The sequence below is a fragment of the Bacillus sp. SIMBA_074 genome (assembly GCF_046534555.1).
Taxonomy (GTDB): domain Bacteria; phylum Bacillota; class Bacilli; order Bacillales; family Bacillaceae_G; genus Bacillus_A; species Bacillus_A mycoides.
Genome location: NZ_JAWRYM010000032.1, coordinates 17,895 through 42,677 on the forward strand (window position 1 = coordinate 17,895; position 24,783 = coordinate 42,677).

A 24,783-nucleotide genomic window follows, 5' to 3' on the forward strand; every position below is an offset into this window, starting at 1 on the left:
TAGAATATTCCTTTCATTTCATAGAAATGATAGCTATGATTCCAGCCGCAATAATTAATCCGGCTGGTAACCCTTTTGTAAATAATACGGCAATAAGAGTACCTATTAAGACACCTAACAATATCGTAGGATTCATAGGTAGAACTCCTACACCTTTTCCTCCTATGTATGACACAGTAAAACCCGCTAGAATGGATCCTAATCCGATAGGAGAGGTAATTAATTTTATTACGTTTTCACTTGTAATCTTTCCAGATGTAATTGGTACTAAAAGGAATAGCATCAGAAAGAAAATACCAATTGTAAAAGAATATTGTTGAATAAGATGTAATAAAGTTTTTTGTCCAACAGCAAGTAAAACTCCTAATAAACAAGCCGCACCAGCTAGCGCATAATCCTTAACAAGTAGAGCGAGTGTAACAATAATCCCCAGTAACAAAAAAGGAAGCATATTCTCTTACCTCATCTATAATGTTGTATAATCCCAACTATCATTTTCAGGTACAGACACATGTACCATATTTTGATTTGCAAGGTTAATTTGTATTAAATTTGGACTTATTACAGGTTTTAAGTCTTCTCGATTTATTATAAATTTAAATGCTTCAAAGCTTGCTAGAATGCCTACGATATTCGCAACGGGAGACAGCACAGCCCATGGACGATCTTCTTGTACATAATTATTTGCCCATTTCTCATCCGCACCATGTTTGACGGAATGAAGAGCACGTCCATCTTTTAATTTATGAATTTTATTTTGCATTTCTGGTGTTAGCTCTTGTTGATAAGACGGATATCCTAACGCGATTTCATAAGGCGTAGAGTCAGGAGTTAAAGACATGACGCCACCTCTAAAGGGAGGTGTAACTGCAATCCAAATAGAAGGAATCCCTAATTTTTGAGCTGTACGATGGATGATTACTCTCGCTACTAAATTATCAGTTGCATCTATAATGACATCTGTATTCGTTAGAAGCTCTAATGCATTGTCCTCGGTAACAAATTCTTTCGTTATCTCTATTTGTAATAATGGATTAATGTCTTGCAAAACTTCTAAAGCAACATCTGCCTTCGGCTGTCCTAATTTACTGTTGGAACTTAGCATTTGTCGATTGATATTGCTTGCTTCAAATACATCTTGATCAATAACATGTAAAGAACCCACACCCATTCGCGCCAATTGGATGAGTGTAATTCCTCCTACGCCCCCTGCTCCAACTACAGTAACTCGAGAATTTTTTAATTTCTCCTGCTCTGCTACAGAGATAACACCAATATTTCGCGTAAAACTTTCTTCATATATATTTTGCATATCATTATTTTTTGTTAACAAATTATATTCCTCCTTACAGTGTTTTATAATCCCATCCACCCTTTGGGACTTCTTTTACTTGAACCGGGATATGACTATCTAAATCCATTACAATGCCTTTAGGCGCTCTAGCTAGAGGCTCACGACCAGTTAAAACTTGTATTGCTTCATGAAAGCTAAATAGTGACAATAGATGAGCACGCATCGGTGTGATAATCCAGCCTGCTTTTCCATCACAAAAATCTTGCGCCCACTCTTTTGGTGCGCCTTTCTCCACAGAATACCAAGCTCGACTTTTCTTTATATCAGCAATCTGTTGTCTTAATTCTTGATTTGTTAATTTGCATCCGACACTTGAGATGTTTAATGCTTCTTCATAAGGAATTCCGGTTGGGAAAAATGTAGAAACAAATCCTCGTGTTGGGGGGCTACCTGACATCCCCACACTTGGTATGCCTAATTCTCTAGCTGTTCTATGTATAATAACTCTTGAAGGCATATCATCTACGGCTTCTACTACAATATCATGCCCTTTTATAAGCTCGATTACATTATCTTCATCTACTCTTGTTTGTATAAAGTTTGTTGATATATAGGGATGTATATCTTTTACAACCTGTTCTGCAACTTTTGCTTTTGGTTCACCTACAACACTAGAAAGCGCTAACATTTGTCTGTTAATATTAGAAACTTCAAATTCATCGGGATCAACACCGGTAATATGCCCTATTCCCATTCGCGAAAACAGAATTGCTTCATATCCACCTACTCCCCCTAGTCCAAAAATAATGACCTTCTTATTTCGAAGACATTCTTGTTCCTGTTCAGAATACACACCAATATTTTTCTTAACCATTTCCCAATAATATGAATCCATATCCATTTTGAAGTCTCCTTTATATGTAGTAACTATTTCAAAAAATAATTCCTCTATATAAAAATAGTCTAGAAGTATGTCATTTTTGTGTGCTATTTGTAAAAAAATTTAAAAACTTTAAATTCTTAGTTTTTTAACAAATGAATATATCTCCATTTATTAAAAAACTAAATAAATATAGCATTTTTTTAGTTAACAGAAGATGTCTTCCGTTAACCTATTAAACTTAATATAATAGATATTGTTTACAGAACACATTTAAAATCGATGATAAATTAAGTTTACGTGTCACTTTAGGAGTTATTTTGCACCTATTTTAAGCGCTATTTTGCACTATAAGTAAATATAAAAAGCCCAATTTCTCATTAAAATTGAGAAATTAGGCTTTTTTCGTTGCTCCATTAAAGCGCCCGATTGTGGAAAATCATTTATGTTTTCTTATTGAAGATAAGACCCTCGTTAGCAACAACTTAGACTCACAATGACTCGTCAACAAATTGAATCACTTGCTGATGAACCCGTTCCCAATTGAGGTCATCATTTCTTATAACTGACTTCGAAATCAAGAGTTGCTCTATGATTTTTAACTCTATTTCGGTTCGAACTCTTAAAAACTCAACAAGCCCGTCAAACCCTGTCAACCCGTGACTCCGTCCATACCCCTGCTGAGTGTAATACTGAGTTACGCCATCTCGCCATTCTGATGAGCGTTCCTCGAATGCTCTCTTTAAAATAGAGCGAACATCACCAGGATGAAAATAGAGAAGTGATGGATTCAACGGCTTAATAATGTCGCCTAACTTCAGTATATAATCTGTAATCACATCTTGCGAAGCATCATATCGACCAAGCATAGCTGAAAGGGGGTTTTGAATGAAACAGCACTCAAAGACTGTTACCGTCTCCTCTTGTTGTTGAGCCTTTACAAACTCACTCCACCTATTCAAATGCACTTCACAATGCCGCTCTAATGGCAGTGTTCCATCATAAATATCATATTGCATCACATCAGACAATAGTTCATCAGGGAACGCCTTACTTAATTCCTGTTGACGCTTTCCATATTCAATAAAATTATAATTCCTTTTGCTCTGAGTAATCGACCGAATCAATCCGATAGACTCTGAATGCTTCTCTAATAGCTTGTTAAACTCTTTATGTGTAAAGCATGCTACTTTATCGTAATCTGCTGGATTATCTAAATCTCCCTCAAGAAATAGACGTGTCTCTATTCCAGATTCTGTTAAATGGTCATAAATCAATTTAGATGTAGTGCTCTTGCCAGAACCCCACATACCTTCAACGATTATCAACTTAGTTCTTGTCATATTAATCACCCACCACAATTTAAAATAAATGGTGGTCAGTCTAATTTAACCACCATTTTAATTCTTGTTACCTTGTGTAAACTCCATTTCGTTCATCTCCCTTCACTCTTTATAAAAATCATATATCCATTGTGAAATATTAACAATATTATTCAGCAAAACTCCCTATAAAAAAATGGTAGGTTCTTATTCTACTTGAATACTTTAAATCCCTGCCCTGTTAGATAATAAAAAAGAGTTGTCGATTCAAACATTGATCTTCAACTCTTGCGCCCTTTAGTTGAGGAGAGGGTGGTTATACGGACTAACTACTTAGCCGTCGTCCCATAAACTCTTTTTATTGTTTCATCCTTTTCATTTTCATTCAAATATTCGAAAAAACCTAAGCGATTCCCCCATGGGTCTGTAAAGCTACCCCATTTTACGGGAACCTCTTCTCTTGAATATATTTCAAAAGGCTCAATATTTAATTCCTTTATCATTCTATCCCTTTCAGCCTCTATATCCATCACACCCATGCGTATAGGACCGCTACCTTCTGTTGGCGTTCCCTTGGCTACCTGTAACCAACTCCCGGGTACGAGTTCAAACTCAACAAATCCTTCATGAGGTACAAAATCAGGCTCTTTATTCAGTAGTGACTTGTACCATTCCTTTCCCTTTTCAAAGTCTGAAACACGAACTTGCACAGTCGTTTCAATAATCACCATAACCCCTCCATTTTTTAAACATCAACCTTAATCTACTTCAACACAGTTGTATACATTCCTTCTTTGCTGATATTCAACAAAATGGCCCGATTGCTGAACAAAGAAATACTCTATAAAATGGATCTTTTTATCAAACTTTTTTACAAATTATCACTCTTTATTATAAATGATCGAACTTTATTTTAAATCAACACAAGAAAAATCATAAGAGAGTTCTTCAAGGCTTAACCAAATGTTATAAACCAAAAAACCTCCTCCATATTGCATATTAGTAATGAGAGGAGGTTTTTATTGGTAAAGAGTAGGCATGTCTTGGTAGATTCTTTGTCAAAGAGTGGTACAAAAGATGGCATAGGTGGTAAATTCCTATGGCCATAATCATCTATATCTATATTGAGAAATTTATTACAAAATTAGCTATAAATGATTCTAAACCCGAAAGTAAACTTTCACCCAAAAGTTTACATTTGTACATATTAATAGTTTGGTGTCGCATAGATCGCAAAAGTTTCCCCAATTGAGAATGCCCCCCCAAAAAAAATAACACCTACAAACATTTGTAGGTGTTATTTTAATCTATTTAGGATTGTAAAATTTCTCGTATTTCTTCTATACTTAACTTCGTGAACTTTGCAATGTCCTCTACTGACATTCCATTTTTATGCATACCACTAACTAATTGAATACGTTCAGCAAGCTTTCCTTCTTCTCTTCCTTTTTTTATCCCTTGTTGTTCTGCATGAGCAAACTTTGCAGCCTCATCCATTAATGCTTTTTCCCTTGCTTCATAGGCTTGACGGAAAGAAGAATCTTGACTCATACGTTCCCACTTATTCATTGCCTTTTGTAAAATTGGATCTTGGTTCATCGCAATATCCTCCAATGTTTGGGTTAAGTGTTCATCTTCATTAGCTGGAAGTAATAATAACCAACGAACAAACGAATCTTCCCAGGGATTTACTTGTTCATTACGCCATTGTTGCATTAACTTCGGAATTTCAATAATATGCATTTCTATATCATCACTCAATACCTTTTGTTGTTGCTGATTCCACAAGATTCCGGTTGTATGAAACGCTTCATATTCTGGAAACATCACAAAGTTTAACAAATTGATGGTAATTGTTTTATGAAGTGAGCTATATGGCATTCCTTTTTTTAATTGAGAAGTGTATAACCTTCCCCAATAATACAAGCTTCGTTTGATCATATCGTGATTGTTATTCAGCTGTATTTCTACATTTATCTTTGTCCCCGTATCTAATGTCGCTGAGATATCTAAAATCGATAATTTATCTTCTTCATGTTCTCGATGCAAATGTGGATCTTCTAACTGCAAGGATATAATGGGTGATTCTAAAGAATCATGTAACATAGCATTTAAAAAGGCAACCAGAATATCCTCGTTCCCACTTGTACCAAATAATTGTTTAAATGCAAAATCAATACGTAAATTCACTAATTGTTGATTGGACATGGGCTTCCTCCCCCTGCCTTATACTATTTCTTTCCCTTATTGTACATAAAATGAAAGTAAAGATGCAAACAGGATTTTATATCTAATAAAAAACAAATCATTATATCTATGTTCATGATAACATTAAAAATAAGATGATTAATCTAATGGAGAACTACAACATGAAAAAAATAAAAAAAATCTTAAATAATCCATTTGTGAAATATCCATTAACTATAATTTCAGCCATTGCAATAATAAATGTAGGGTATGATTTAGGATCATTTTTAATAAGATTAAAATATATTTAAGTAATAATAGAGCATTTATTTGATTCCAAGCTGAGATGGCTGCTGGTATCTATGAACAAAAAAATATAGAAAGAAAAAAATAAATAAATATAATAAGGGAATGCAAGTATACTAATCTATACTGCATTCCCTTATTGTAATTGTATATCCACTATATTTTTATTCTTCCTTTTCCAAAATTAAAAAACTAACATCCGAATTTCTTAGTTTTCACCTCTTTCTAGCTTCACTCTATTGTAATGCAAACTCCTCATTAAATATCCAATCTATTAGCTATCGCCCCCCTATAAACCATAATAACTTTTAAAATAGTAATCCCAACTGTTAAACAACAAATTATATTTTTATAAAAGAAAACAACTTGGATAAAAACAGGTTGTTTTCTTTTATAGGGTAGAACAAAGAAAGAGTGGAAAAGCAATACACAAAAGTGTAAATCACATGGAGTAAACCGATAAATAATACTAAATATTCTGAAAATTTAACCGATAAGGGTTTTCGGTGACTCTTTCTTTGTTGTTATGAGTTTAACATAAAAAATAACACGAATCAACAAAAAAACTAAAAATTCTGTTTAATTCGACATTTTTTGATATTTTTTTACCCCAACTTTTAAAAATCTGCTATTCTTTATATATATCTTTCACTTTAATATTGTTTTCATTTTAATGTTGTAATACATTCCCCAAGGAGGCTTATTATTATATGAAGATGATCACTACCACTTTTTCATTAACAACTGCTGCAATTGCTACGCTTCTCCCTTCGGTAGTAGCAGCTGATTCTCATGCTGTATCAATACCACAAAATGACAAAGTAAAAATCAGATTTGTAAATTTTGACAAAGCACATCTGTATCAGGATGCTACTACAAATAGCAACTCTATTGGAAATATTACATTCAATACTCCAGTTAAAATAATAGAAACAACACCTGACTGGTATAAAGTAGATGTACAAAATAAAATTGGTTACATGCAAAAATCTTATCTTTCTCCCACAAAACAAACACAACCAAAAAATCAATATATTGTAAATGCGATTGCATTAAATGTTCGTATAGAGCCAAATGCAGAATCTACTATTCTCGGTGTACTACCAAATGGAAAATACATCTCCATTTTAGAAGAATGTGGTGAATGGTATAAAATTTCTTATAATGGAAAAACAGGATATGTGAAAAAAGAATTTGTCTCTGATGGTTCCTATTCAATGGTTAAAGGAACCACCGTACAAGGAAATTCATCTTATTATGTTGCAACTCCTGTATTAAGAGTACGAAGTGGAGCGGGAACTAACACTTCTATAATTGGATCTTTAAAAAATGGTACCCAATTACAAGTTGTAGAAACAATGGGTTCTTGGTATAAAATACGTTTCGGTTCAGGTTTTGGATATGTAGCTAAACATTATGTATTACAAAACAAACCACAAGAAACTCCTTCTATTCCAGCTGTTTTCAAGTACCCAACGAAAGGGATAGTCAGCTCTACATTTGATGTTCGTTGGGGGGAAATGCATTACGGAGTAGATTTCACAGCTCCAGGTGAAGTTCCAATCCTGGCAGCAACAAGCGGAAAAGTAATAAAATCCTACTACTCTAATTCCTATGGAAATGTTGTGTTTATTGCTCATACGATAGATGGGAAATTATATACAACCGTTTATGCACATTTGAAGGATCGTACAGTACAAGCGGGTGATCGGGTTAAAACCGGACAAATGATAGGACACATGGGGAATACAGGACATTCAACCGGGCAACATCTTCATTTTGAATTACATAACGGCGAGTGGAATTTTGAAAAAACAAATGCAGTGAATCCCATACCTTATCTAGTTCAGTAAAGTATTGTACCAAGTATTTGTAAAGAGAACCACTACGGATTTATTTCCGGGTGGTTCTTATAATCTATATAGATTATAAGAATGAATGGCTTTTTATTCGTGCAATCATCCTGCCCATCACTACATCACTTAATAATCCAATTATAAATATAATATTAAAACAAATTAATATAAATTTACAATAATTTCATAGGAATAACTTCCGCATCAAAAGGTGCAGCATGCAGAAGAATTTGAATTGAATGGAGAAGACGTACAGCGCCATGCTTCCTTATTGAAAGCTTTACAACCGTGGCACATACGCAAATATAATAACTGGATAAAAAATGTAGAGAATGGAAGAGGAAATACTCGCTATAGCGTTGCAACGCTTGCGAAGAAAACGGTGTTAATTCGTTCTTTCTTAAAACAACTACATGTATTTGAGTACATAGAAAAACCTCTGTATGAAGAACTGCAGCGTGCAAATGTAAATGAACAAGATCGACCGAATCGTGATTTATCCTATGATGAAGTGATGAAAATATTAAAGTTTTATAAAGAGAGAGGGTATTTAGTTAATTATACAATCCTGCTAGCTTTAGTGAGTACAGGTGCAAGGATTCAGGAATTGTGTACAGCCAGGGTAAAAGATCTACACTATGACGGGAAGTACTGGCTAAAAGTCACAGGAAAAGGGGATAAGGTACGGGAACTTTTCATTTCAGATCATTTATATCAGTGTATTTGTGAAATGAGAAGAAGAAGAGGGTTTCAAACAGTATTGGAACAAGGTGATGAGAGTCCTTTACTTGTAAATCAAAGAAGAGATTTTTATAAATCAAAAACGTTATCGAACCAGGTAACGGACATGATAAAGAAAACGAATTTAGAGTTCTTACAGCATCGTGAAAATCCAGTAACAGCACATACGTTTCGTCATGCTTTCGCAATTATGGCAGTAGAACAAGTAAATGCAGATTTATATCACTTAATGCAAACACTGGGGCATGAAAATATCCAAACAACAAAAATCTATTTAGAGAAATATATGAAACGGAAGAATAATGTGGGAACAAGTTTTGCGGATATGCTAGGTTGATAGAAACAGCCGATGTAAAGGTATAATTAGGTTCCTAAAATCCTTTTTTGTATATTTATGTAAACTATTTATCTGTCATGTGAAAAAACAGGCGCTCAAATTTCGATTTAACAGGTGTTATATTGTTAATCAATACAACAAAGGTACCACTCTCCACAAAACCCCATTTACGTGCTGTTAAGTACCTTATATGACACCCTTTCAAAAATCACGATCTAAAACAAAAATAATGTGATTTCTCTAATCATAGGAAAGTATGGTGTATGTTTCATTATAAGCACAATTTTGTTTTTCTGGCTTGAAATTTTTAGTTTAGATATTGAAGATATGAGCTATATTCTCTTTTATTTTATCTTTGCACCAGAACCATAAATAAAAATTTAAAAAACTACTTCAAATAAAATACAAGCTAATCTTACGCTTCATCTCCACACATATCCTTTTCCCCATACTGTTTGGAGAAACTGAGGTCCAGAGGGATTAGGTTCTATCTTTTGACGTAAGCGCCTTATATTTACACCTATTACTTTGGTTTTAACTACATAATTTACACCCCATATTTCATTTAAAAGCTCATCACGTGAAATTGGCTTGCCCTGATTTTCCATTAAGCACCGCAAAATAATATACTCTGTTGGGGTTAAATCAATTACCACTCCCTCCCTATATAATCTTTCTTGCTGAAGATTTAATCGAAATGGTTCCGAATGAATCGATTCCATATTTTCTTTGTTTCCTTTTACCCTTCTTAGTATTGCTTGTACACGTGCTGTTAATTCAATTGGACTAAATGGTTTTTCAATATAATCATCTGCTCCAATTGTTAAACCTTGTACCTTATCCCTATCTTGAACACGTGCCGATAACATAATAATACCAATTTTTTTATTGTTTTCTCGTACACTTTTACATACCTGAAAACCATCTATTCCAGGTAACTTCACATCAATTAATATAATATCAACATTGTGTTTACCTAAAAGTTCGAGAGCTGTTTCTTCTGTATCTGCTGCTAACACATTGAAACCAGCACGCTTCATATTTAATACAATAAAATTACGAATCGTTATTTCATCTTCTAATACTAAAATAGTCGTCATACATCGCTTCTCCTCTACTCATGATGATATTCAGCTATAGGTTTAATATAGGATTTGGGCTTTTGGTATTTTAATTGTTTTGGCACTGCATACCACATGTAAATTTGTTTGACTGCTGCTTCATAATTTTTCGCCTTTGGCCATACCTTTGCATCAAAGGTGTGAACTTCAAGCCACTTTTCGTCTGTATCAGTATAAAGAAAATGCTGAGTATTCTTGGAACCCGCTTGAATTGTAATTTCTCCAACTAGATTTTTAGGAATTGTAATAAAATATCCTTGCTCTATATTTACATATCTCTCTTCTATAGGCCGAAATTCAGTATTTCCCTTCCACTGTACATATTGTTCAAACAATGGGATTTCAGCATATGGATATTCTCCCCATCCTTTCGGACGAACAGAAGTGGAAAACTCAATTATTCCATCACCATTCAAATCTTGACTCTCTAACAAAAATTCATTCATAAATGGATTTGTTTCATCTGAAATGTTGACAAGTCCACTTATGAATGAAATAATGTGTCTAACTTTTTGGGGGCACTTCAATGCCCGGTCGTCTTTTCATTATATTTTTTTTCATGCAATTCTTTTAAAAGCTGTATCATTTCAGCTTGTTGTTTTATCTTCTTATGACCATTTCGATTAATCGCTGCAAGTTCACATGCAATTCCAATGGCAAAGAAAAACAATAAACTTTCTAACATATAAAATCCTCCAAATGTATTGTCTACTACACAGCTTGGCGTAACTGTTCCTCTTGTAAAACCTGTATATTCTTATTTTTTCTCTACGCTGACAATACAATAAACACATACAGTTGTATCACTTACAGTAACCATTAATATTCCGTCACAATCGAAAATTCCTAGTTAATTGAATTTGCATTATAACCAAATTTGAATTATTCGATTTTATCATGTATTTATCTTCTAGTCCGTATTTTTTTGACCCTATATTTTCTCTTCTTATTAAGTTGAGAAATATCTTTTAACAAAAAAACAATCGTAATGACAACCATTCCAAAATTAAATATAAGAGATGTTATAACAATTTCGTCAGTGGAAGGTAATAAGAAAGTGGATACAAGAAAAATAATCGTAATAAAAGAAATGCTTTGTCTCATTGGTAAGATAGAATGCCTTTTTCTTGTATTATGGTATGTCATAACGGTGCCAATAATTAATAATAAAGGAGCAGTGAAAAAGATTTCATAACATCTAACAGCACCTTTAACAACCCAAGGTAAAAATCGCATGGTTGAGGAACACATACATAGGTTGATTACTAAGGTAAATAATTGTATGAGGGATAACGTTATATTTAATTTTGCTTGTTTCATTTTATTCACCCCGTCATCATTGTTATATATGAGTGTGTTTATGTTGCTACAAAGGAAGTTTTATCAAAATCACTGTTCTCATCTCTTCTTTATTCACAACACTTACCGTGCTGTCATGTAGTTCAACAATTTCCTTAATATATATTTGCACCAGAACCTTTTAAGATACTAAAGCTGATAATTAATTTTCTTGCTTTTGCTCTTTTATTTTAATCTTCGCGTCTTTATAGAATCTTAGTTTTCCTTCATTATAATCTTTAGTATATTGATTGAATTTTTCTTTTTCTTTTAGTGTTTCTTTATTCAATGTATTGACAGCTTTAACTTTCTCACTAATCTCTTTTAGATTTGTTCCTTTTTCTTTTAACTTTTCATAAAGTTCTTTTTCAGTTATTAATGATTCTTTGCAGATTTTATCCATTTTTTGAAAAACTTCATAACGATTTTTGTAAACTTCTTCTACTTTTTTCGCTTGCTTTTGTAATTTTTTGTCCTCGATTTTATCTATATAATTATGAACCGATGTTGTTTCTTTTTGGGCTTTTTCTATTACATCTTTTTCACTTTTCAACACTTTTTCACGTTCATCTACATTTGTAACAGCCTGTTCTATTTTTGGTATTACTGCCTCGTTATGCTCTTTCCCTTCCTTTACAATTTGATCGTACAATTCCTGTCCTTTTGTTTCTAACTGCTCTAATTTTTTTGCATTATCAAATAAAGTTTTTTCTTGGTTTGCTGCGTTTTCAAAAGCAACATATAACTCTTCCTCGGGTTGTGCTCCCAAACATCCTCCAAGAAATCCAATTGATATAATTCCAATTAACGCCACTTTCCTGTAAGTCAATGTCAATTCCTCCTATGTTACATACGTTTATCATGCATAAAGTTCAATGGGAAATGATCTTCTTCATGATATGCTTCAAATTCATACCCTTTTTCTTTTAAACCTTTAATAATAGCAGGTACTGCAGCAACGGACTGCGGATGAATGTCATGCATCAAAATAACTTCTTTTGGATCTGTCGCACCAGCAAGTACATTTTGAACAATTTTCGCTTTCGCAGTATCAATTGGTATACTATTATATTCCCAATCTAATGAATCAATTGTCCAATCCCATACTCTAAGACCATCTTCTACAACTTTATTACGAAGTTCTTCATGTAATCCTGGCATGGAACCATATGGTGGACGTGTTAGTTTTGGGGCATGTCCAAGAATACTAGCAATTAGACCTTGATCCTCTTTCATTTCATCTACATATCCACCTTGAGTATACAGTTTCTTATAATCGTGCGTCATACTATGCATTCCAACATAATGCCCTTCCGCTTCTTCTCGTTTTACTAAATCAGGATAAGATTTTACATTTTGACCAATTAGAAAAAATGTTGCTTTTGCATCATTTTCCTTTAATATGTCTAGTAACTGTGCCGTATACTTTCCTGGACCGTCATCAAAAGTAAGATAAGCCACTTTTCTCTCTTGACCATTAAGGCGAACTGGTACTGCTTTCTTTATTTCGGTTTCGGGTTGAGTGCTTACTAGCTGCACCGGGTTTTCTTGCTTAGCTACAGCTGTAGCTGATGAAGTAATAGTTTGAAACATAAAGTAACCAATTGCAATTGCAACAATTGTAATTACTATGCGTTTTATATTGGTGATATTTCTCATGATAGAAGTCCTTTCCTCTTAAATCTTTATATACTAATATTTTTATAAAGTTTTTGTTTATTTTATTACAACCCCCAACAATAAATATTGGGAAGATTACAATGTACCCATTCTTCATAATAGCCCATTTAACTTCTGTTCTTGACGAGTAACTATTAATTTGATAAATAAGCTGGTTCACAAATGTCAACTGCTCTTTTTTAATTTCTGGATCTATTATAATGATTGCTGTTTGTCACATCTTTTGTATTAAAACTAATAATATGTTTCTTTTAACAGATGTGATATCGATTCCAGTTAGGTTTTTAATTGAAGTTTTTTGGTAATTCAAGAAGACTGGATAAACAGTTCATCCAATCTTCTTGAAAGAATATGGTAATGCAATTTCTTCATCCATAGCTTCTTAAAATATGCAGCTATAGGTCTAATTGCTTTGAACGAGTAATGCCTGCATTTCATAGTTTCATCGCTTTATCCAAAACGAGTCACAATCCTATTGTCTGTCTCTATTTATATGAAACTCTTTATAATTTCAACCCTATGTTAACAACTGTCATAACGTCTGTTTATTCCTTTATATGTTTCCCAAGTTATAAATAATTACAATAGATGTTATCTAATAAAATGTTAGCCAATAATATACGATAACATTCTTATTTCTTTGTCCATCGCTTTAATATATGAAAAAACACACAAATTTTATCCTTAATTAGAGTTTTATCCAAAAACTTTAATTACTTACAATTCTTTTTGCAAATGCTTCTTCTATGGAAACATACTTGTAGCCAAGTTCCTTTGCAACCACTTCACATGTAATTTCACCGTTCAACGTGTTTACTCCAAGTTTTAAAGCATCATTTTCAAATATTGCTGTTTGTACACCCTTGTTAGCAATTTGTAGTGCATAAGGAATTGTTACATTTGTTAAAGCGATAGTGGATGTTCTAGGAACTGCTCCTGGCATGTTCGCAACGGAATAGTGAAGCACTTCATATTTTTCAAATGTCGGATTATCATGTGTTGTTACATGGTCACATGTTTCCACAGCTCCACCTTGGTCGATCGCTACATCCACGATTACAGAGCCAGGCTTCATTCTTTGTACCATTTCTTCGGTGACAAGCTTAGGAGCTTTAGCACCAGGAATCAATACGGCACTAATTAAAAGATCTGCTTGTTTTACTGCCTCCGCGATGTTGAACGGATTAGACATCAATGTCTTGATTTGAGTACCGAAAATGTCATCTAGTTGTCGTAGACGGTCTGCATTTAAATCAATGATTGTTACGTCGGCGCCAAGACCAATGGCCATTTTCGCAGCGTTTGTACCGACGATACCTCCACCGATGATAGCAATTTTACCACGATTTACACCAGGTACTCCTGCAAGAAGAATACCTTGACCACCGTTTGACTTTTGTAGAAATTGTGCTCCTATTTGTACAGACATGCGTCCAGCTACCTCACTCATTGGTGTAAGAAGAGGGCGGGTATGGTTTACTTCTACTGTTTCGTATGCGATGGCGGTAACTCTTTTATCTTTAAGGGCCTGAGCTAAATTAGATTCGGCAGCTAAATGTAAGTATGTGAATAAAATTAAGTTTGGACGAAAGTGAATATATTCACTTTCGAGAGGCTCTTTTACTTTCATAATCATTTCTGACTGATTCCATACTTCGGCAGCACTTTCAACAATTTCAGCACCAGCATATACATAATCTACATTTCTAAAGCCACTACCAACACCCGCATTTGTTTCAACTAATACCTTATGGCCAGCTGTCACAAATGGAATAACTCCTGCAGGTGTAAGTGCGACACGATTTTCATTATTTTTTATTTCCTTTGGTACACCAATAATCATAAAATTTCCTCCCGTTACTTAATCTTTGAGCTACCATATTTTAAGTATAGAGTATTGAAAATGCCTTTTCATTGTGAGAAAAAACAAAAATACAGCATCCTTTTGTGGAAATCCACAAAAGGATGCTGTTACATAAATTTTTTCAACTTGAGATCCAAGTACAGAATCATTTTTTGATTTGGATCTTTCAAATCAATCTCACTAATTTCATAAATACGCTTAAGTCTATAGCTAAGTGTATTAGCATGAATATTCAATACCTTGGCTACCTCGCCAACATTGCTATCTTTATTTAAGTAGGTTTCCAACGTTTCAATAAGATTGCAATTATACTTTTGGTCATATTCATCTAGCTTTTGCAACGCCTGATTTTCATACTCTTCATCTTTTCTTTGCTCAAGTAGAAGATCGATCAATTGATAGATCCCTAAGTTTTGGTAGCTGTGAATATTAGTTGTGTCAGAAGGGAATTTTTCTTTTATGGATAAAACCGTTAGCGTTTCTTTGTAAGCTTTACTGATCTTTTGGTAATCACTATATACGCTGCTAAATGCTGGCTTGATAGATTTGATGCCATATCGCTTTTCCATATTGTGTACAAACGTTTCGATGAAATTGTTGATTTCATGAAAAGGGCGCTTCACATTATCCAATGAAGTAAGAAGGATCAATTGATTACGATCAATTGTATAAAGTAAAACTTTCAAGTGTTGACTTGTTTTTAACAAATAAGAAATTTGTTTTTCTTTTTCATTCGTAATTCCTTGCTCAAAACGGAATACAGACACAGTAAATAAGGATGCTGGAGTTATTTGGAGCAGGTAGAAATTTTCCATAATTTCTGTATTTACCTGCATATGATTAGTTAGCAGTTTCCAGAAAAACTCCTGTGATCGTTCTTCTTTTTGGTTTTTTCGGGCTTGAAGTTGCAACAGCTTACTTTTTACGACCTCCGCGTATTTTTTTAGCAAGAGACAATCTTGTTCAGTTAAAGATTTTTCAATTTCTAAAGCCCAAATGAATCCTAAAACGTCTTCTTTGTTCCAAATAGATATCGCGACTCTATCGCCGAGACCAATATCATCTCTTTTTTTTACACGAATAGGCTCCCGATTTTTTAATAAATCGGGAATAATTCCTTCTTTCCACAGGTTATTGATTACTTTTTCAGGTACGCGACGCCCCATAATAGTACCAATTCTCGCTGGGTCTGTCCTTTCATCATGGGTACTATATGCGAGAAGACGATGATTTACATCCTCAATAGTAATCGGACATTGCAAAGTCTCACTGACTATATCAGCAAATTCATCCAAACTATCAAAGGTAACTCTAAAAGAATCATTTTTCATATATGTCAAGGTTCCTCCATCCTAAGTTAATATAAATTTTCGTATTCACTGACTGTAAGAAAAATATCCTTTGTATAAATTAACAAAATGATAAAATAAATAACTGGCTACAGCAACGCTGTATTGGTCCCTACAGTGAAGTATCTTACATCAAAAATTAACAACTATACTTTAACCCCGTTCTAAATTTAGAACGGGGTTAAGTATTTGAAGTTTTAAAATCAAATAACTTTATTGTCACTTTACAGCTCGATATTTGCTACTTACCTCATGTATATAATCTTTCCATCCTGCTCAATTTGGACATCATTAGAAATAGATTGTAAATACTGTAGCATATTTTGTTTCTCCTGTCCTTGGATAGGAATGATTTGATTATTACGAATGATGTATGGATTAAATGACATTTGTTCATTTTCCCCTTTAAATTTCATTGTTAACACTCCTGTTTCTGCACTATGATTTTCACATAATCAGGAAACAAGAAATTCCCTAGAGAATATGCAACAGGAACCTTATTATAATATTCAAATCCCTTCACCAATGTAAGGAAAACCTATCTTTTCTACATGAGAAATCGTATCCATTAAACCACCTTACCAGTAATCTTTTGTATGTTTAGACACAAATTACCTTTTTGCTGTACGCTAAGAGACATTTGTTCAGAAAATCTTATGTTTATAAACAAAGGATAAAAACTCAATAATTTCACCCTTTTCTAGCTATAATCATGTTCATAAAGCATGTAAATAATTCAATGTTCAGTTAATCGGCTATTTTTATCCTTCTAATCGTTCTCCAAGAACGCTGTCATAGTAAGAATTTATAGTCCTTAGTGTACAATTTTCTCTGAATGATATAGTGACCTCTATTAATCACACTGAAAAATGACGCAGAATACATATTCTACGTCATTTCATCTAAGCACTTCAAAGAATAAGGGGATCTTACACTCACATTAAAACACTAAGTTTTTGAAAAGTAAATTACAGAATTTCATCTGTAACCTTTTGTAACCTTTCATAATCTTAATATAGAGAATAAATACGGTTTTGGTGCAAAGATTGCATTTATTTGAAAGAGGTATATAGATTCCTAATGGAATCTATTCTTATGCAGCCATTCCGAATAGTTGATGAATAAACTTCACTTCATTTTGGACAGACTTGTCCCGTAAAATAAGTTGGCCTTTTTTAATGATATGCATCGCTTCTATTCCTGAAAGAATAGATTTAGCTGTACGAAAAGATTTCAATCCTAGCATTGAACGAACTCTCTTTTTAATAAAACGATGATCTTGCTCTACAATGTTATTAAGGTATTTTACCTGCCTTATTTGGATGCCCACAGGCATCTTTTTCTCTGTCTTCAACTCTTCAATCGCTATAGGATAGGCCGGGTTTTTGTCCACTGTAATCACACGGGGCTTTGAAACATGAAAAGACTGCAAAGCTTTCTTGAAAAAACGCTTTGCAGCCCTATGATCTCTTGTTTTGCTTAAATGAAAATCAATTGTATATCCTTTTGAATCAACAGCACGATATAGGTACATACATTGACCTTTGACTTTCACATACGTCTCATCGACTCTCCAAGAATCATTGGTTGACTTAAGATGACGTCGTACTCGCTTATCTAATTCGGGACCATATTGATGAACCCATCGCATGATAGTTGTATGAGCCAGGGATAGCCCGCGTTCTTCCATCATTTCGACTAAATCACGAAAACTGAGGTTGTACCGTAGGTACCATCTCACGGTTAATAAAATAATATCCGGTTGATAATGTTTCCACTTGAATAGATTTTGCTTTTCCATACCAATCACATCCTTTTTTAGAGTAATAGTATCAGTATGTCCAAGTCTGAAAGACTTTTTTTAGATATTTTGAAGTTTTTGCACCAGAACCATATTTTTTAATTATCATTATGGTACGTGAAATTATATACATATATTTCTTCAATATTCGACCACTGAACAATATAGTATCTCTTAATTTATTAAACTCGTTTTCATTACTCCATAAATTAAGAAAAGCCTAAACCCTTGTGTACCAATGGATTTAAGCTTTTTATTTTGTAAGAATACACTTTGCAACAAGTTGCCATTAGGATAGTGTATCAGCAACTTGTAGCTATTACTATGAATGCTAGATTCCTCAAAATTATTCCATATTTTTTGATTTTCTTTATATTATTCTATGCTTTGTTTCAAATTATAATTCCATATTTATGAACAAAGGTTTAGTTTTATGGAATATTGTACAAGCTATAAGTACGATATTCTTTATTTAGGAGGGATTCCTTATGTTTGGTCTAGGAAAAAAAAGAACTCCATTTGGTGACTATTTGGATCGTAGAGGAATTAAACAACAGTGGTTAGTGCAAAAAACTGGATTAAGTAAATCATTAATAAGTGATTTAGCGAATAAAAAGGATCGTGTTCCCACTTTAACATCCGCAACTAAAATCATTAAAACACTAAGAAAATTTGATAACCGCATTGATTATCATGATTTTTGGGATATCAATATTTAAAATTCCTAGAATATGTGGTCCATCACGAACGTTCTCATAAACACATTTTGTTTTGCAGCATATTGTTCTAATTTGGATTGCCGATAGTCTGATAATGTGAAAAAGATAATTACTGGAACAATAGCATTCTGTCTTTTGTAGATATCTGTTATATGGCCATATAACTGTATTTTATGTTCGTTTGCCTTCATATGTTGCAATCGATCTATTTCAACGAAATGGGGAACATTATTTTCAAAATACGTTGCGTCAGGAATAATCTGATACCGTTGACCATTAATTGAAAACTCTATAGGTCTTTCTGTTTTCCATTCTGGAAATCCTAGCCACATCCAGCCTTCGTTTCTCATTAATATGTGTTGTAATTGACTGCTTTTCTTTACTTCCCTTGTAATTCCTAATAAATCACGCCCTTTTTTATTTAAATAATATACATGCTCACGAGCTATTTTAGTAATATGACAATACAGCGTCAGATCCTTTAATACACGATTTGCATTTCGAATACTTCCTAGGCAGTGGATGGCTTGCAATTGCCTCCTGGTTGCAAAATCTAACTTACTCAAAGTAGATAAAATCTCGATTTGTCTCGCTTTCTGTTTGAGCGTTTGATGCCTCATTTTGTTTCACCACCTTGTATTTCTTCAGTAACTTCCACATGTCTGTATCCTTTAAATAAGGTACCTGGATTTCCTCTGTACGATCTGTTTTAAACAATGCTCTTCCAGGAAGAGACGGCAAATCCTCGAGTCCTGATTCATCCAAAGCAACTTGTGAAGCGACCGTCGTTGGTAATCGAAAGCCTATTTTCGCATCAGCATTTTGTTTAATTTGTCTTGGCAATGTATCAGAGGTTGGATATTGCGTACAAAATATGAGCCGGAATCCTAAACCACCTCCGATTCTTGCGATTTCAGATAGCATCTCCTGACACATGAATAATACATCACGTTGTTTCTTAGGTAATCCTTGTGTCGGACAAAGATTTGCTCCTTCATCTACTATGATGAAGCAACGTTCTCTAATTGATGTGTCTATGATATTAGTAAAATAGGACTTCTTCATCATTTCAATCTGTTTTATCATCTTTTCACGTACTCTCCCCAACATCTCTAACGCCCGTTCCGGGTTTTCAGCTACTTCTACAACTTGGGATAGATCTTTATAAGGACTAAATTCTAGCCCTTCTTTCAGATCAACAATAAAAAATTTCACGTGTTGAGATTGTTGTAAAATTAAACTTGTCATCACATTTTTTAAGAATACTGTCTTTCCAAAACGAGTCATTCCACTTACACACATATGAGGTGTTTTCTCAAAGTCATGATATACATATTTATCTAACGCTTTCCCCACCATAACGCTCCATGTATGCTCTTTTAATAGATCCTCAGACCAATTCCACATTTCAGGTATTTGTTGGCTAAATACTCGAATATGAAGCTCTCTTTGGTGAAACGATATTTTAACAGGTTTATATAGGCCTTCTTCTAATACTTCAGCTAACTTTTGGATAAGTTGACTAGGTACACCAAGTGGTAACTTGTAAACATAATTCATACTTATATCATCTTTAATTTCTTTTATAAAACTGGGGTATTGTAATTCACCTTTATGTTGAACACATATCTTTGCAATTTCAAAAAACGTTGCAATTTTTTTCTTATCACTCATTCCGTTACTTTGATATAAATAAGCTACAGTTATAAAGGTTGCTGGGATTAATAAAAGTGACAACATTCCCTCCATACCTCCTTAAGGTAGTTGAGCCTGTACGGAAGCTTAGAAAAAGTGGTTTAAGATGCGCTATTATAATCACCTTCAACTACCAGATGTAATACTAAAGCAGAAACACATCTAGTATATCCATTAGAACGTACCAAACACTCCCAATCAACAAGCATTTAAGACCCGCACGTAGCAACCAACCTGGAAGATAAAGACCTTTCTTCTTCAGCAATTTTATTCCTAAAATTGAAGCTCCGGTCACGCCATATACAATCCCTAGCTCTCCAATGATTGTCATGTTTATCTCATCCTTTCGGTTTGATAGATAAATTCCCCTTCCGATCACTATAAAGTTGATAATCATCCAGTAGCTCATTCCATGACAATACATGTTCTTCGCCGTATAACTCCTCCTCAATTTTTTGACTTAAATAATAGTAACCTCGGTATTGTTGGTCCAGGTATACTTCGTGACGTAACATATGCTCTTGTATAGCGCATATGTTTTCTTCATTTTTATTATCTTTGTACATTTGATTCAATGTTCGAGAAGAATACAGATAAGGTGTACTATAAAGCATTTGATATTGACTCATATGTCTTCACCATCCATATAGATTTCTAGATACACTAAATACATATGATAATGATACGGATTTTCGAATTTGTCCAAAAAAAAATACGTCATTCCTATTTTGGAATGACATTCGACAAAAATCTTAAATTCTTTGAAACTGTGCTAATAACAAGAACCCCCCCCTTTTCTTCACGCCGTCGCAAGCAGAAAAAGAGTGGTTTTCGTAAAAATAAATGATAATTGATAGCCACCACCTGACGGTAGCAGTTATCAAAAGAGGAGCACATGTTGGTAGCATGTTACTCTCTTTTTTTATTGTATGATTTTTTTAATCAGATATATAACTGATTAAAAAATATTGTTTCCTAATTTATTCCTTTTATAAGTGGTTCGAAAGTAAAATCAAAAATTGTAACTTAATCTTTTCAGTTATTTTAGTAACAATGGAATTGAAGAGTAGTTAATAAAATCTAATATAAATATATATCTTATATATCTTAAAAATATAAAGATAAAACTTATATAGGACCGGCAAATGTATGTATATCCTTACTGTAACATACACTTTTAACATCTCATCACGTAAAAAATCATAAATGGTAGAATCTCACAACGGAAAAATAGGCAATATTATGATCTAAAGTCTACAAATAATCATAAATGGAATTTAGTATTCCTACATAAAAAATGAAACAAATTGATACATTGTTAAACATATTTATTCAATCGTAAAATTTCATGTGAATTCACTGAATCTCAACAATCTTATTGTATTTACCCACAAAAGATTCACATTATGTGTTAATTAATCAACATTATTAAGATTTAGCACATAACTCACATTAATATTGATGATTTTTGATAGATGAAGGCGTATAAGCTATATATATCAATGATAATTGCACAAAATTACTCACATTATGTGTTATTTATCTACTTATCCACGAAATTTAATTTTTTTCTTATGATTTCTTGTAGATATTTGAATGTATTTAGACAACTTATAACATGTTTTTATGAAAGTATGTGTGGAAATTGAGATAGGTATCACACTATTTTTGTATATGATTGCATAAAAAAAGACTCTATTATGAATAGAATCGAGTAAAGTTACTTATTGTGAAGAATGAGTAAAATTCTTCACAATAAACGTATCAACACGAATAGCCCTCTATCTTGAATTTTTTTCAAAAATAGAGAGCTGATTATGATTAATTCGTTTTCATTGCTGTCAGTACTTGCTCAGCTGTTGTTACTGGGATACCAGCGCGTATTAACTGTTCAAAGGCACGCATAAATGTAATTAAATTAAAGTTATCTGGTACTTCAATAACGCGAAGCTTTTCTTTCGGTAATCTATCTATCTTTTCAATGAACAATTCCCGAACATCACTAGGAATAGAGCGCTCTTTATGTCCTCTTGCCTTTAAGAGTTCACGTATTTCTATTTCTAAAGCCATATAAGCGTTTAGGTGTGTACCTTGTTCATAAGCGTACTTTCTAAACAACGTTTCTTCTTGATACTTTAGATAGTTGCGGTGATATGATTCCTCTGTAACAGGTACAGCAAATTTGTAGTTTAGTAACTCATACGTTTTGCGGAACAGCTTTTTGATGTTTCGCAGAGAGTACATAGAGAAATGTAATCCGAAATCAAATACAGCTTGTTCTTTTTGTTCTTTTGGAACATGTTGTGTAATCAGAGGATAAATACCCTCTTTAGCTGCGGTATCAAGAATTTGATATTGTGATGTTTGATTTAATAATTTTTTCAGTGTATATACTAATTTGCTTGGATATTCTTCATTACGATCTATCATGTCACGTAAGCTATGAATTACGCTTCGAATTTGTCGATGGCATGTATATTTAAGTACATGGATAAATTTGTTCATGTCTTGTGTAAATTCACCAATATTCATTTCTTGTAGTACGGATTCGATAAAACGAGCTTTACGAGCATAAGTAAGCTTTGGTGTGAATGGATCGCGATACTGTACTTCTCCTGTTTCTTTTGCACATAAGAAATCCGTATGTAAGGATAGATATAGAGTCGTATATCTTTTTTTATTCTTAACCCCTTTTTGTAATTTACAAATTTTGAATAGTGGAGTCCCTGTACATGGTAATGCAGTTGTTAATTCTGTCATAACTGCGCGGATTTGATGTGGATATTTTTTATGTAAAAAGCGGTACATCCCACCAAAATGAGTTTTATTCCCTTTTTCATCTTGTTTGTCTAGGGAACGTTTTAGTGTAGTTTCACTGTGCTGTTGCATAGCAATATCTATGAATAGCTTCTTAGATGCAACTGATAGCTCAAAGAAAGCTTTCGTAAATACCACCGGGCTAATATAAACATATGCATTCGCCTTTTCAGTTTCTTCATTCATAAAATGAGTTAATTTTATTGTATATCGGCCATCTAATTCATTTTCAATCGTAATAATGTTATGTATACTTAATTTCTTTAATGCAATATAGAATTGAGAATGCTGTATGTAAGCAAATTCTTCTTTATATAGTTTGTAATCTTCCCACATCATATGTATTGTTACATTTGGAATGACTCCATTCGTGTAACATTTTTTATGTAGATATAAGAAGACTTCCAAATCTGCGTTTGTAAGGCCATATAATTTATGCTTTCTTCCCATTGTTTCCGAAATAGCAGATAGTGTACGACGTGAAAAAGATGGTTTAGCCTGTGCTACGAAGCCATCCACATCGGCAATACGCTCCTCATATGTCATTTGATTAACAATATCCTCAAGGTATGTATCTTTAGAGCTGTAGTATTTCTCTTCGAAAGTTTCAACAAGTTTTTGCCAAGACTTCAGTGTTACTAAAACTGCATTTGTAGATTGTCCATTTAAACTACGTTGATTACGAATAATAAATGATTTTCCCATCTTTTTCACCTCCTACCTATAAATTCAGAAATAAATGCCAAAACACTATAAAATATACCAATTTTGATTATACCAAATCGAAATTTGCTGAAATGCGTCCCTTTAAGAGAAAAAACAAAAAGATGAAACGCCCTTTAATCCCTTGTGTATCAAGGGGTTTCAGACTTCTTGAAAATTTTTTTATGGACATGATATGGCTATGGATTTTCATATTGGTAGAAAAGAAGGGAAATAGCAAAAAAACCTTGTAAACATGATTAAATCAACAGTTATATCGATTTTCAAAAAAATAAAAGGGACATGATATGGCTATGGATTTTCATGTTTATAATTGTGAATTAAACAGATGAACCCTTTTAAACAGTGATATTAATGCGGTTTATCTGTAATTTTATAATTACAAAAGGAACATGAAGTGGCTAGGAGAGTTTTCATGTTTGGGTAAAAAAGGGGACATCATACAGCTATGGATTTTCATGTTGCATAAATACATGAAAATAGGGTTATAAACATGTAAAGCCTTAATATAAAAAGGTTTAAGGGGGTTTTCATCTAAAAAAAAGGGACATCATATAGCTATAAATTTTCATAACTAATAGTATAGGTTTAGTAGAAAGGCTTATATATCAAGCTTTAAACACTTTTAGAAAAAAATTTCGAGTTAGTAAAAAGAGTTACATAATATCATTTTTGTTTCATGTTTTGATGGAAAGGGGAATGATATGGCTATAAATTTTCATTTTGATGAATTTGGGGTGTTCGAAGTAACAT

The 24,783-nt window shown here is 33.2% G+C and carries 23 protein-coding genes and 2 pseudogenes; 4 read left to right on the plus strand and 21 right to left on the minus strand.

Going from position 1 to position 24,783, the window contains the following annotated elements; all coding sequences use genetic code 11:
- Window positions 1-13: 13 nt before the first annotated feature.
- The 6 genes from SB773_RS24555 to SB773_RS24580 all read right to left on the minus strand — a co-directional run bounded on the left by SB773_RS24555 (window position 14) and on the right by SB773_RS24580 (window position 5,704).
- Window positions 14-451 (minus strand): DUF441 family protein, encoded by a 438-nt coding sequence (locus SB773_RS24555; protein WP_016513468.1) that lies wholly within the window; start codon window positions 449-451, stop codon window positions 14-16.
- A gap of 15 nt (window positions 452-466) precedes the next feature.
- The gene (locus SB773_RS24560; RefSeq protein WP_002107139.1) at window positions 467-1,333 is read right to left on the minus strand and encodes a HesA/MoeB/ThiF family protein; all 867 of its coding nucleotides are present in this window, start codon (window positions 1,331-1,333) and stop codon (window positions 467-469) included.
- Window positions 1,334-1,346: 13 nt separating this feature from the next.
- Complete coding sequence (locus SB773_RS24565) at window positions 1,347-2,195, minus strand: HesA/MoeB/ThiF family protein (protein WP_002107140.1); 849 nt, start codon at window positions 2,193-2,195, stop codon at window positions 1,347-1,349.
- Window positions 2,196-2,665: 470 nt separating this feature from the next.
- Window positions 2,666-3,517 carry a P-loop NTPase family protein gene (locus SB773_RS24570; protein ID WP_410592704.1) on the minus strand — a complete coding sequence of 284 codons (852 nt, stop codon included), beginning with the start codon at window positions 3,515-3,517 and terminating at the stop codon, window positions 2,666-2,668.
- 308 nt (window positions 3,518-3,825) lie between these two features.
- On the minus strand, window positions 3,826-4,224 hold the full coding sequence (locus SB773_RS24575) for a VOC family protein (RefSeq protein ID WP_410592706.1): 399 nt from the start codon (window positions 4,222-4,224) through the stop codon (window positions 3,826-3,828).
- Window positions 4,225-4,807: 583 nt separating this feature from the next.
- Window positions 4,808-5,704: an Rpn family recombination-promoting nuclease/putative transposase gene (locus SB773_RS24580; RefSeq protein ID WP_000070893.1), complete on the minus strand. Its 897-nt coding sequence runs from the start codon at window positions 5,702-5,704 to the stop codon at window positions 4,808-4,810.
- 161 nt (window positions 5,705-5,865) lie between these two features.
- Here SB773_RS24580 and SB773_RS24585 point away from each other — a divergent pair, with 161 nt between their 5' ends.
- The 3 genes and pseudogenes from SB773_RS24585 to SB773_RS24595 form a co-directional block, all read left to right on the plus strand.
- Window positions 5,866-5,994: a hypothetical protein gene (locus SB773_RS24585; RefSeq protein ID WP_002107230.1), complete on the plus strand. Its 129-nt coding sequence runs from the start codon at window positions 5,866-5,868 to the stop codon at window positions 5,992-5,994.
- Between the two features lie 705 nt (window positions 5,995-6,699).
- Complete coding sequence (locus SB773_RS24590) at window positions 6,700-7,842, plus strand: SH3 domain-containing protein (RefSeq protein WP_410592709.1); 1,143 nt, start codon at window positions 6,700-6,702, stop codon at window positions 7,840-7,842.
- 214 nt (window positions 7,843-8,056) lie between these two features.
- A pseudogene (locus SB773_RS24595) lies at window positions 8,057-8,923 on the plus strand (tyrosine-type recombinase/integrase); the annotation flags it as partial.
- 422 nt (window positions 8,924-9,345) lie between these two features.
- Here the strand turns inward: SB773_RS24595 and SB773_RS24600 are convergent.
- The 10 genes and pseudogenes from SB773_RS24600 to SB773_RS24645 all read right to left on the minus strand — a co-directional run bounded on the left by SB773_RS24600 (window position 9,346) and on the right by SB773_RS24645 (window position 18,076).
- Window positions 9,346-10,023: a response regulator transcription factor gene (locus SB773_RS24600; RefSeq protein ID WP_002130480.1), complete on the minus strand. Its 678-nt coding sequence runs from the start codon at window positions 10,021-10,023 to the stop codon at window positions 9,346-9,348.
- A gap of 14 nt (window positions 10,024-10,037) precedes the next feature.
- Window positions 10,038-10,571 (minus strand): hypothetical protein, encoded by a 534-nt coding sequence (locus SB773_RS24605; protein ID WP_002130479.1) that lies wholly within the window; start codon window positions 10,569-10,571, stop codon window positions 10,038-10,040.
- On the minus strand, window positions 10,568-10,729 hold the full coding sequence (locus SB773_RS24610) for a YrzO family protein (RefSeq protein ID WP_002130478.1): 162 nt from the start codon (window positions 10,727-10,729) through the stop codon (window positions 10,568-10,570). The genes SB773_RS24605 and SB773_RS24610 overlap by 4 nt, the downstream gene beginning before the upstream one ends.
- Before the next feature lie 218 nt (window positions 10,730-10,947).
- Window positions 10,948-11,364, minus strand: a complete 417-nt coding sequence (locus SB773_RS24615) for a hypothetical protein (RefSeq protein ID WP_033708254.1) — start codon at window positions 11,362-11,364, stop codon at window positions 10,948-10,950.
- Between the two features lie 181 nt (window positions 11,365-11,545).
- Window positions 11,546-12,211, minus strand: a complete 666-nt coding sequence (locus SB773_RS24620) for a YkyA family protein (RefSeq protein ID WP_002130477.1) — start codon at window positions 12,209-12,211, stop codon at window positions 11,546-11,548.
- Window positions 12,212-12,228: 17 nt separating this feature from the next.
- Complete coding sequence (locus SB773_RS24625; RefSeq protein ID WP_002130476.1) at window positions 12,229-13,041, minus strand: peptidoglycan-N-acetylglucosamine deacetylase; 813 nt, start codon at window positions 13,039-13,041, stop codon at window positions 12,229-12,231.
- 730 nt (window positions 13,042-13,771) lie between these two features.
- Window positions 13,772-14,905: an alanine dehydrogenase gene (ald, locus tag SB773_RS24630; RefSeq protein WP_002130473.1), complete on the minus strand. Its 1,134-nt coding sequence runs from the start codon at window positions 14,903-14,905 to the stop codon at window positions 13,772-13,774.
- A gap of 128 nt (window positions 14,906-15,033) precedes the next feature.
- Entirely contained in the window at window positions 15,034-16,257 is a 1,224-nt protein-coding gene (locus SB773_RS24635; RefSeq protein WP_002130472.1) for a PucR family transcriptional regulator, read from the minus strand.
- Window positions 16,258-16,520: 263 nt separating this feature from the next.
- Window positions 16,521-16,798: pseudogene (locus SB773_RS24640) on the minus strand (hypothetical protein); the annotation flags it as partial.
- Window positions 16,799-17,368: 570 nt separating this feature from the next.
- Entirely contained in the window at window positions 17,369-18,076 is a 708-nt protein-coding gene (locus SB773_RS24645) for an IS6 family transposase (protein ID WP_002130470.1), read from the minus strand.
- A 488-nt stretch (window positions 18,077-18,564) separates the two neighbouring features.
- Between SB773_RS24645 and SB773_RS24650 the strand changes: the two genes are divergently transcribed.
- A complete protein-coding gene (locus SB773_RS24650) occupies window positions 18,565-18,795 on the plus strand; it encodes a helix-turn-helix domain-containing protein (RefSeq protein WP_000467332.1) in 231 nt (76 codons plus the stop codon).
- A gap of 5 nt (window positions 18,796-18,800) precedes the next feature.
- On the opposite strand, the gene SB773_RS24655 is transcribed toward SB773_RS24650, so the two are convergent.
- The 5 genes from SB773_RS24655 to SB773_RS24675 all read right to left on the minus strand — a co-directional run bounded on the left by SB773_RS24655 (window position 18,801) and on the right by SB773_RS24675 (window position 24,012).
- The gene (locus tag SB773_RS24655) at window positions 18,801-19,415 is read right to left on the minus strand and encodes a replication-relaxation family protein (RefSeq protein ID WP_088031891.1); all 615 of its coding nucleotides are present in this window, start codon (window positions 19,413-19,415) and stop codon (window positions 18,801-18,803) included.
- Window positions 19,354-20,535: an FtsK/SpoIIIE domain-containing protein gene (locus SB773_RS24660; protein ID WP_410592716.1), complete on the minus strand. Its 1,182-nt coding sequence runs from the start codon at window positions 20,533-20,535 to the stop codon at window positions 19,354-19,356. The genes SB773_RS24655 and SB773_RS24660 overlap by 62 nt, the downstream gene beginning before the upstream one ends.
- A 100-nt stretch (window positions 20,536-20,635) precedes the next feature.
- Window positions 20,636-20,821: a hypothetical protein gene (locus SB773_RS24665; protein WP_088031895.1), complete on the minus strand. Its 186-nt coding sequence runs from the start codon at window positions 20,819-20,821 to the stop codon at window positions 20,636-20,638.
- 7 nt (window positions 20,822-20,828) lie between these two features.
- On the minus strand, window positions 20,829-21,119 hold the full coding sequence (locus tag SB773_RS24670) for a hypothetical protein (RefSeq protein ID WP_410592718.1): 291 nt from the start codon (window positions 21,117-21,119) through the stop codon (window positions 20,829-20,831).
- Between the two features lie 1,192 nt (window positions 21,120-22,311).
- Window positions 22,312-24,012, minus strand: a complete 1,701-nt coding sequence (locus tag SB773_RS24675) for a hypothetical protein (RefSeq protein WP_410592721.1) — start codon at window positions 24,010-24,012, stop codon at window positions 22,312-22,314.
- Window positions 24,013-24,783: the final 771 nt, after the last annotated feature.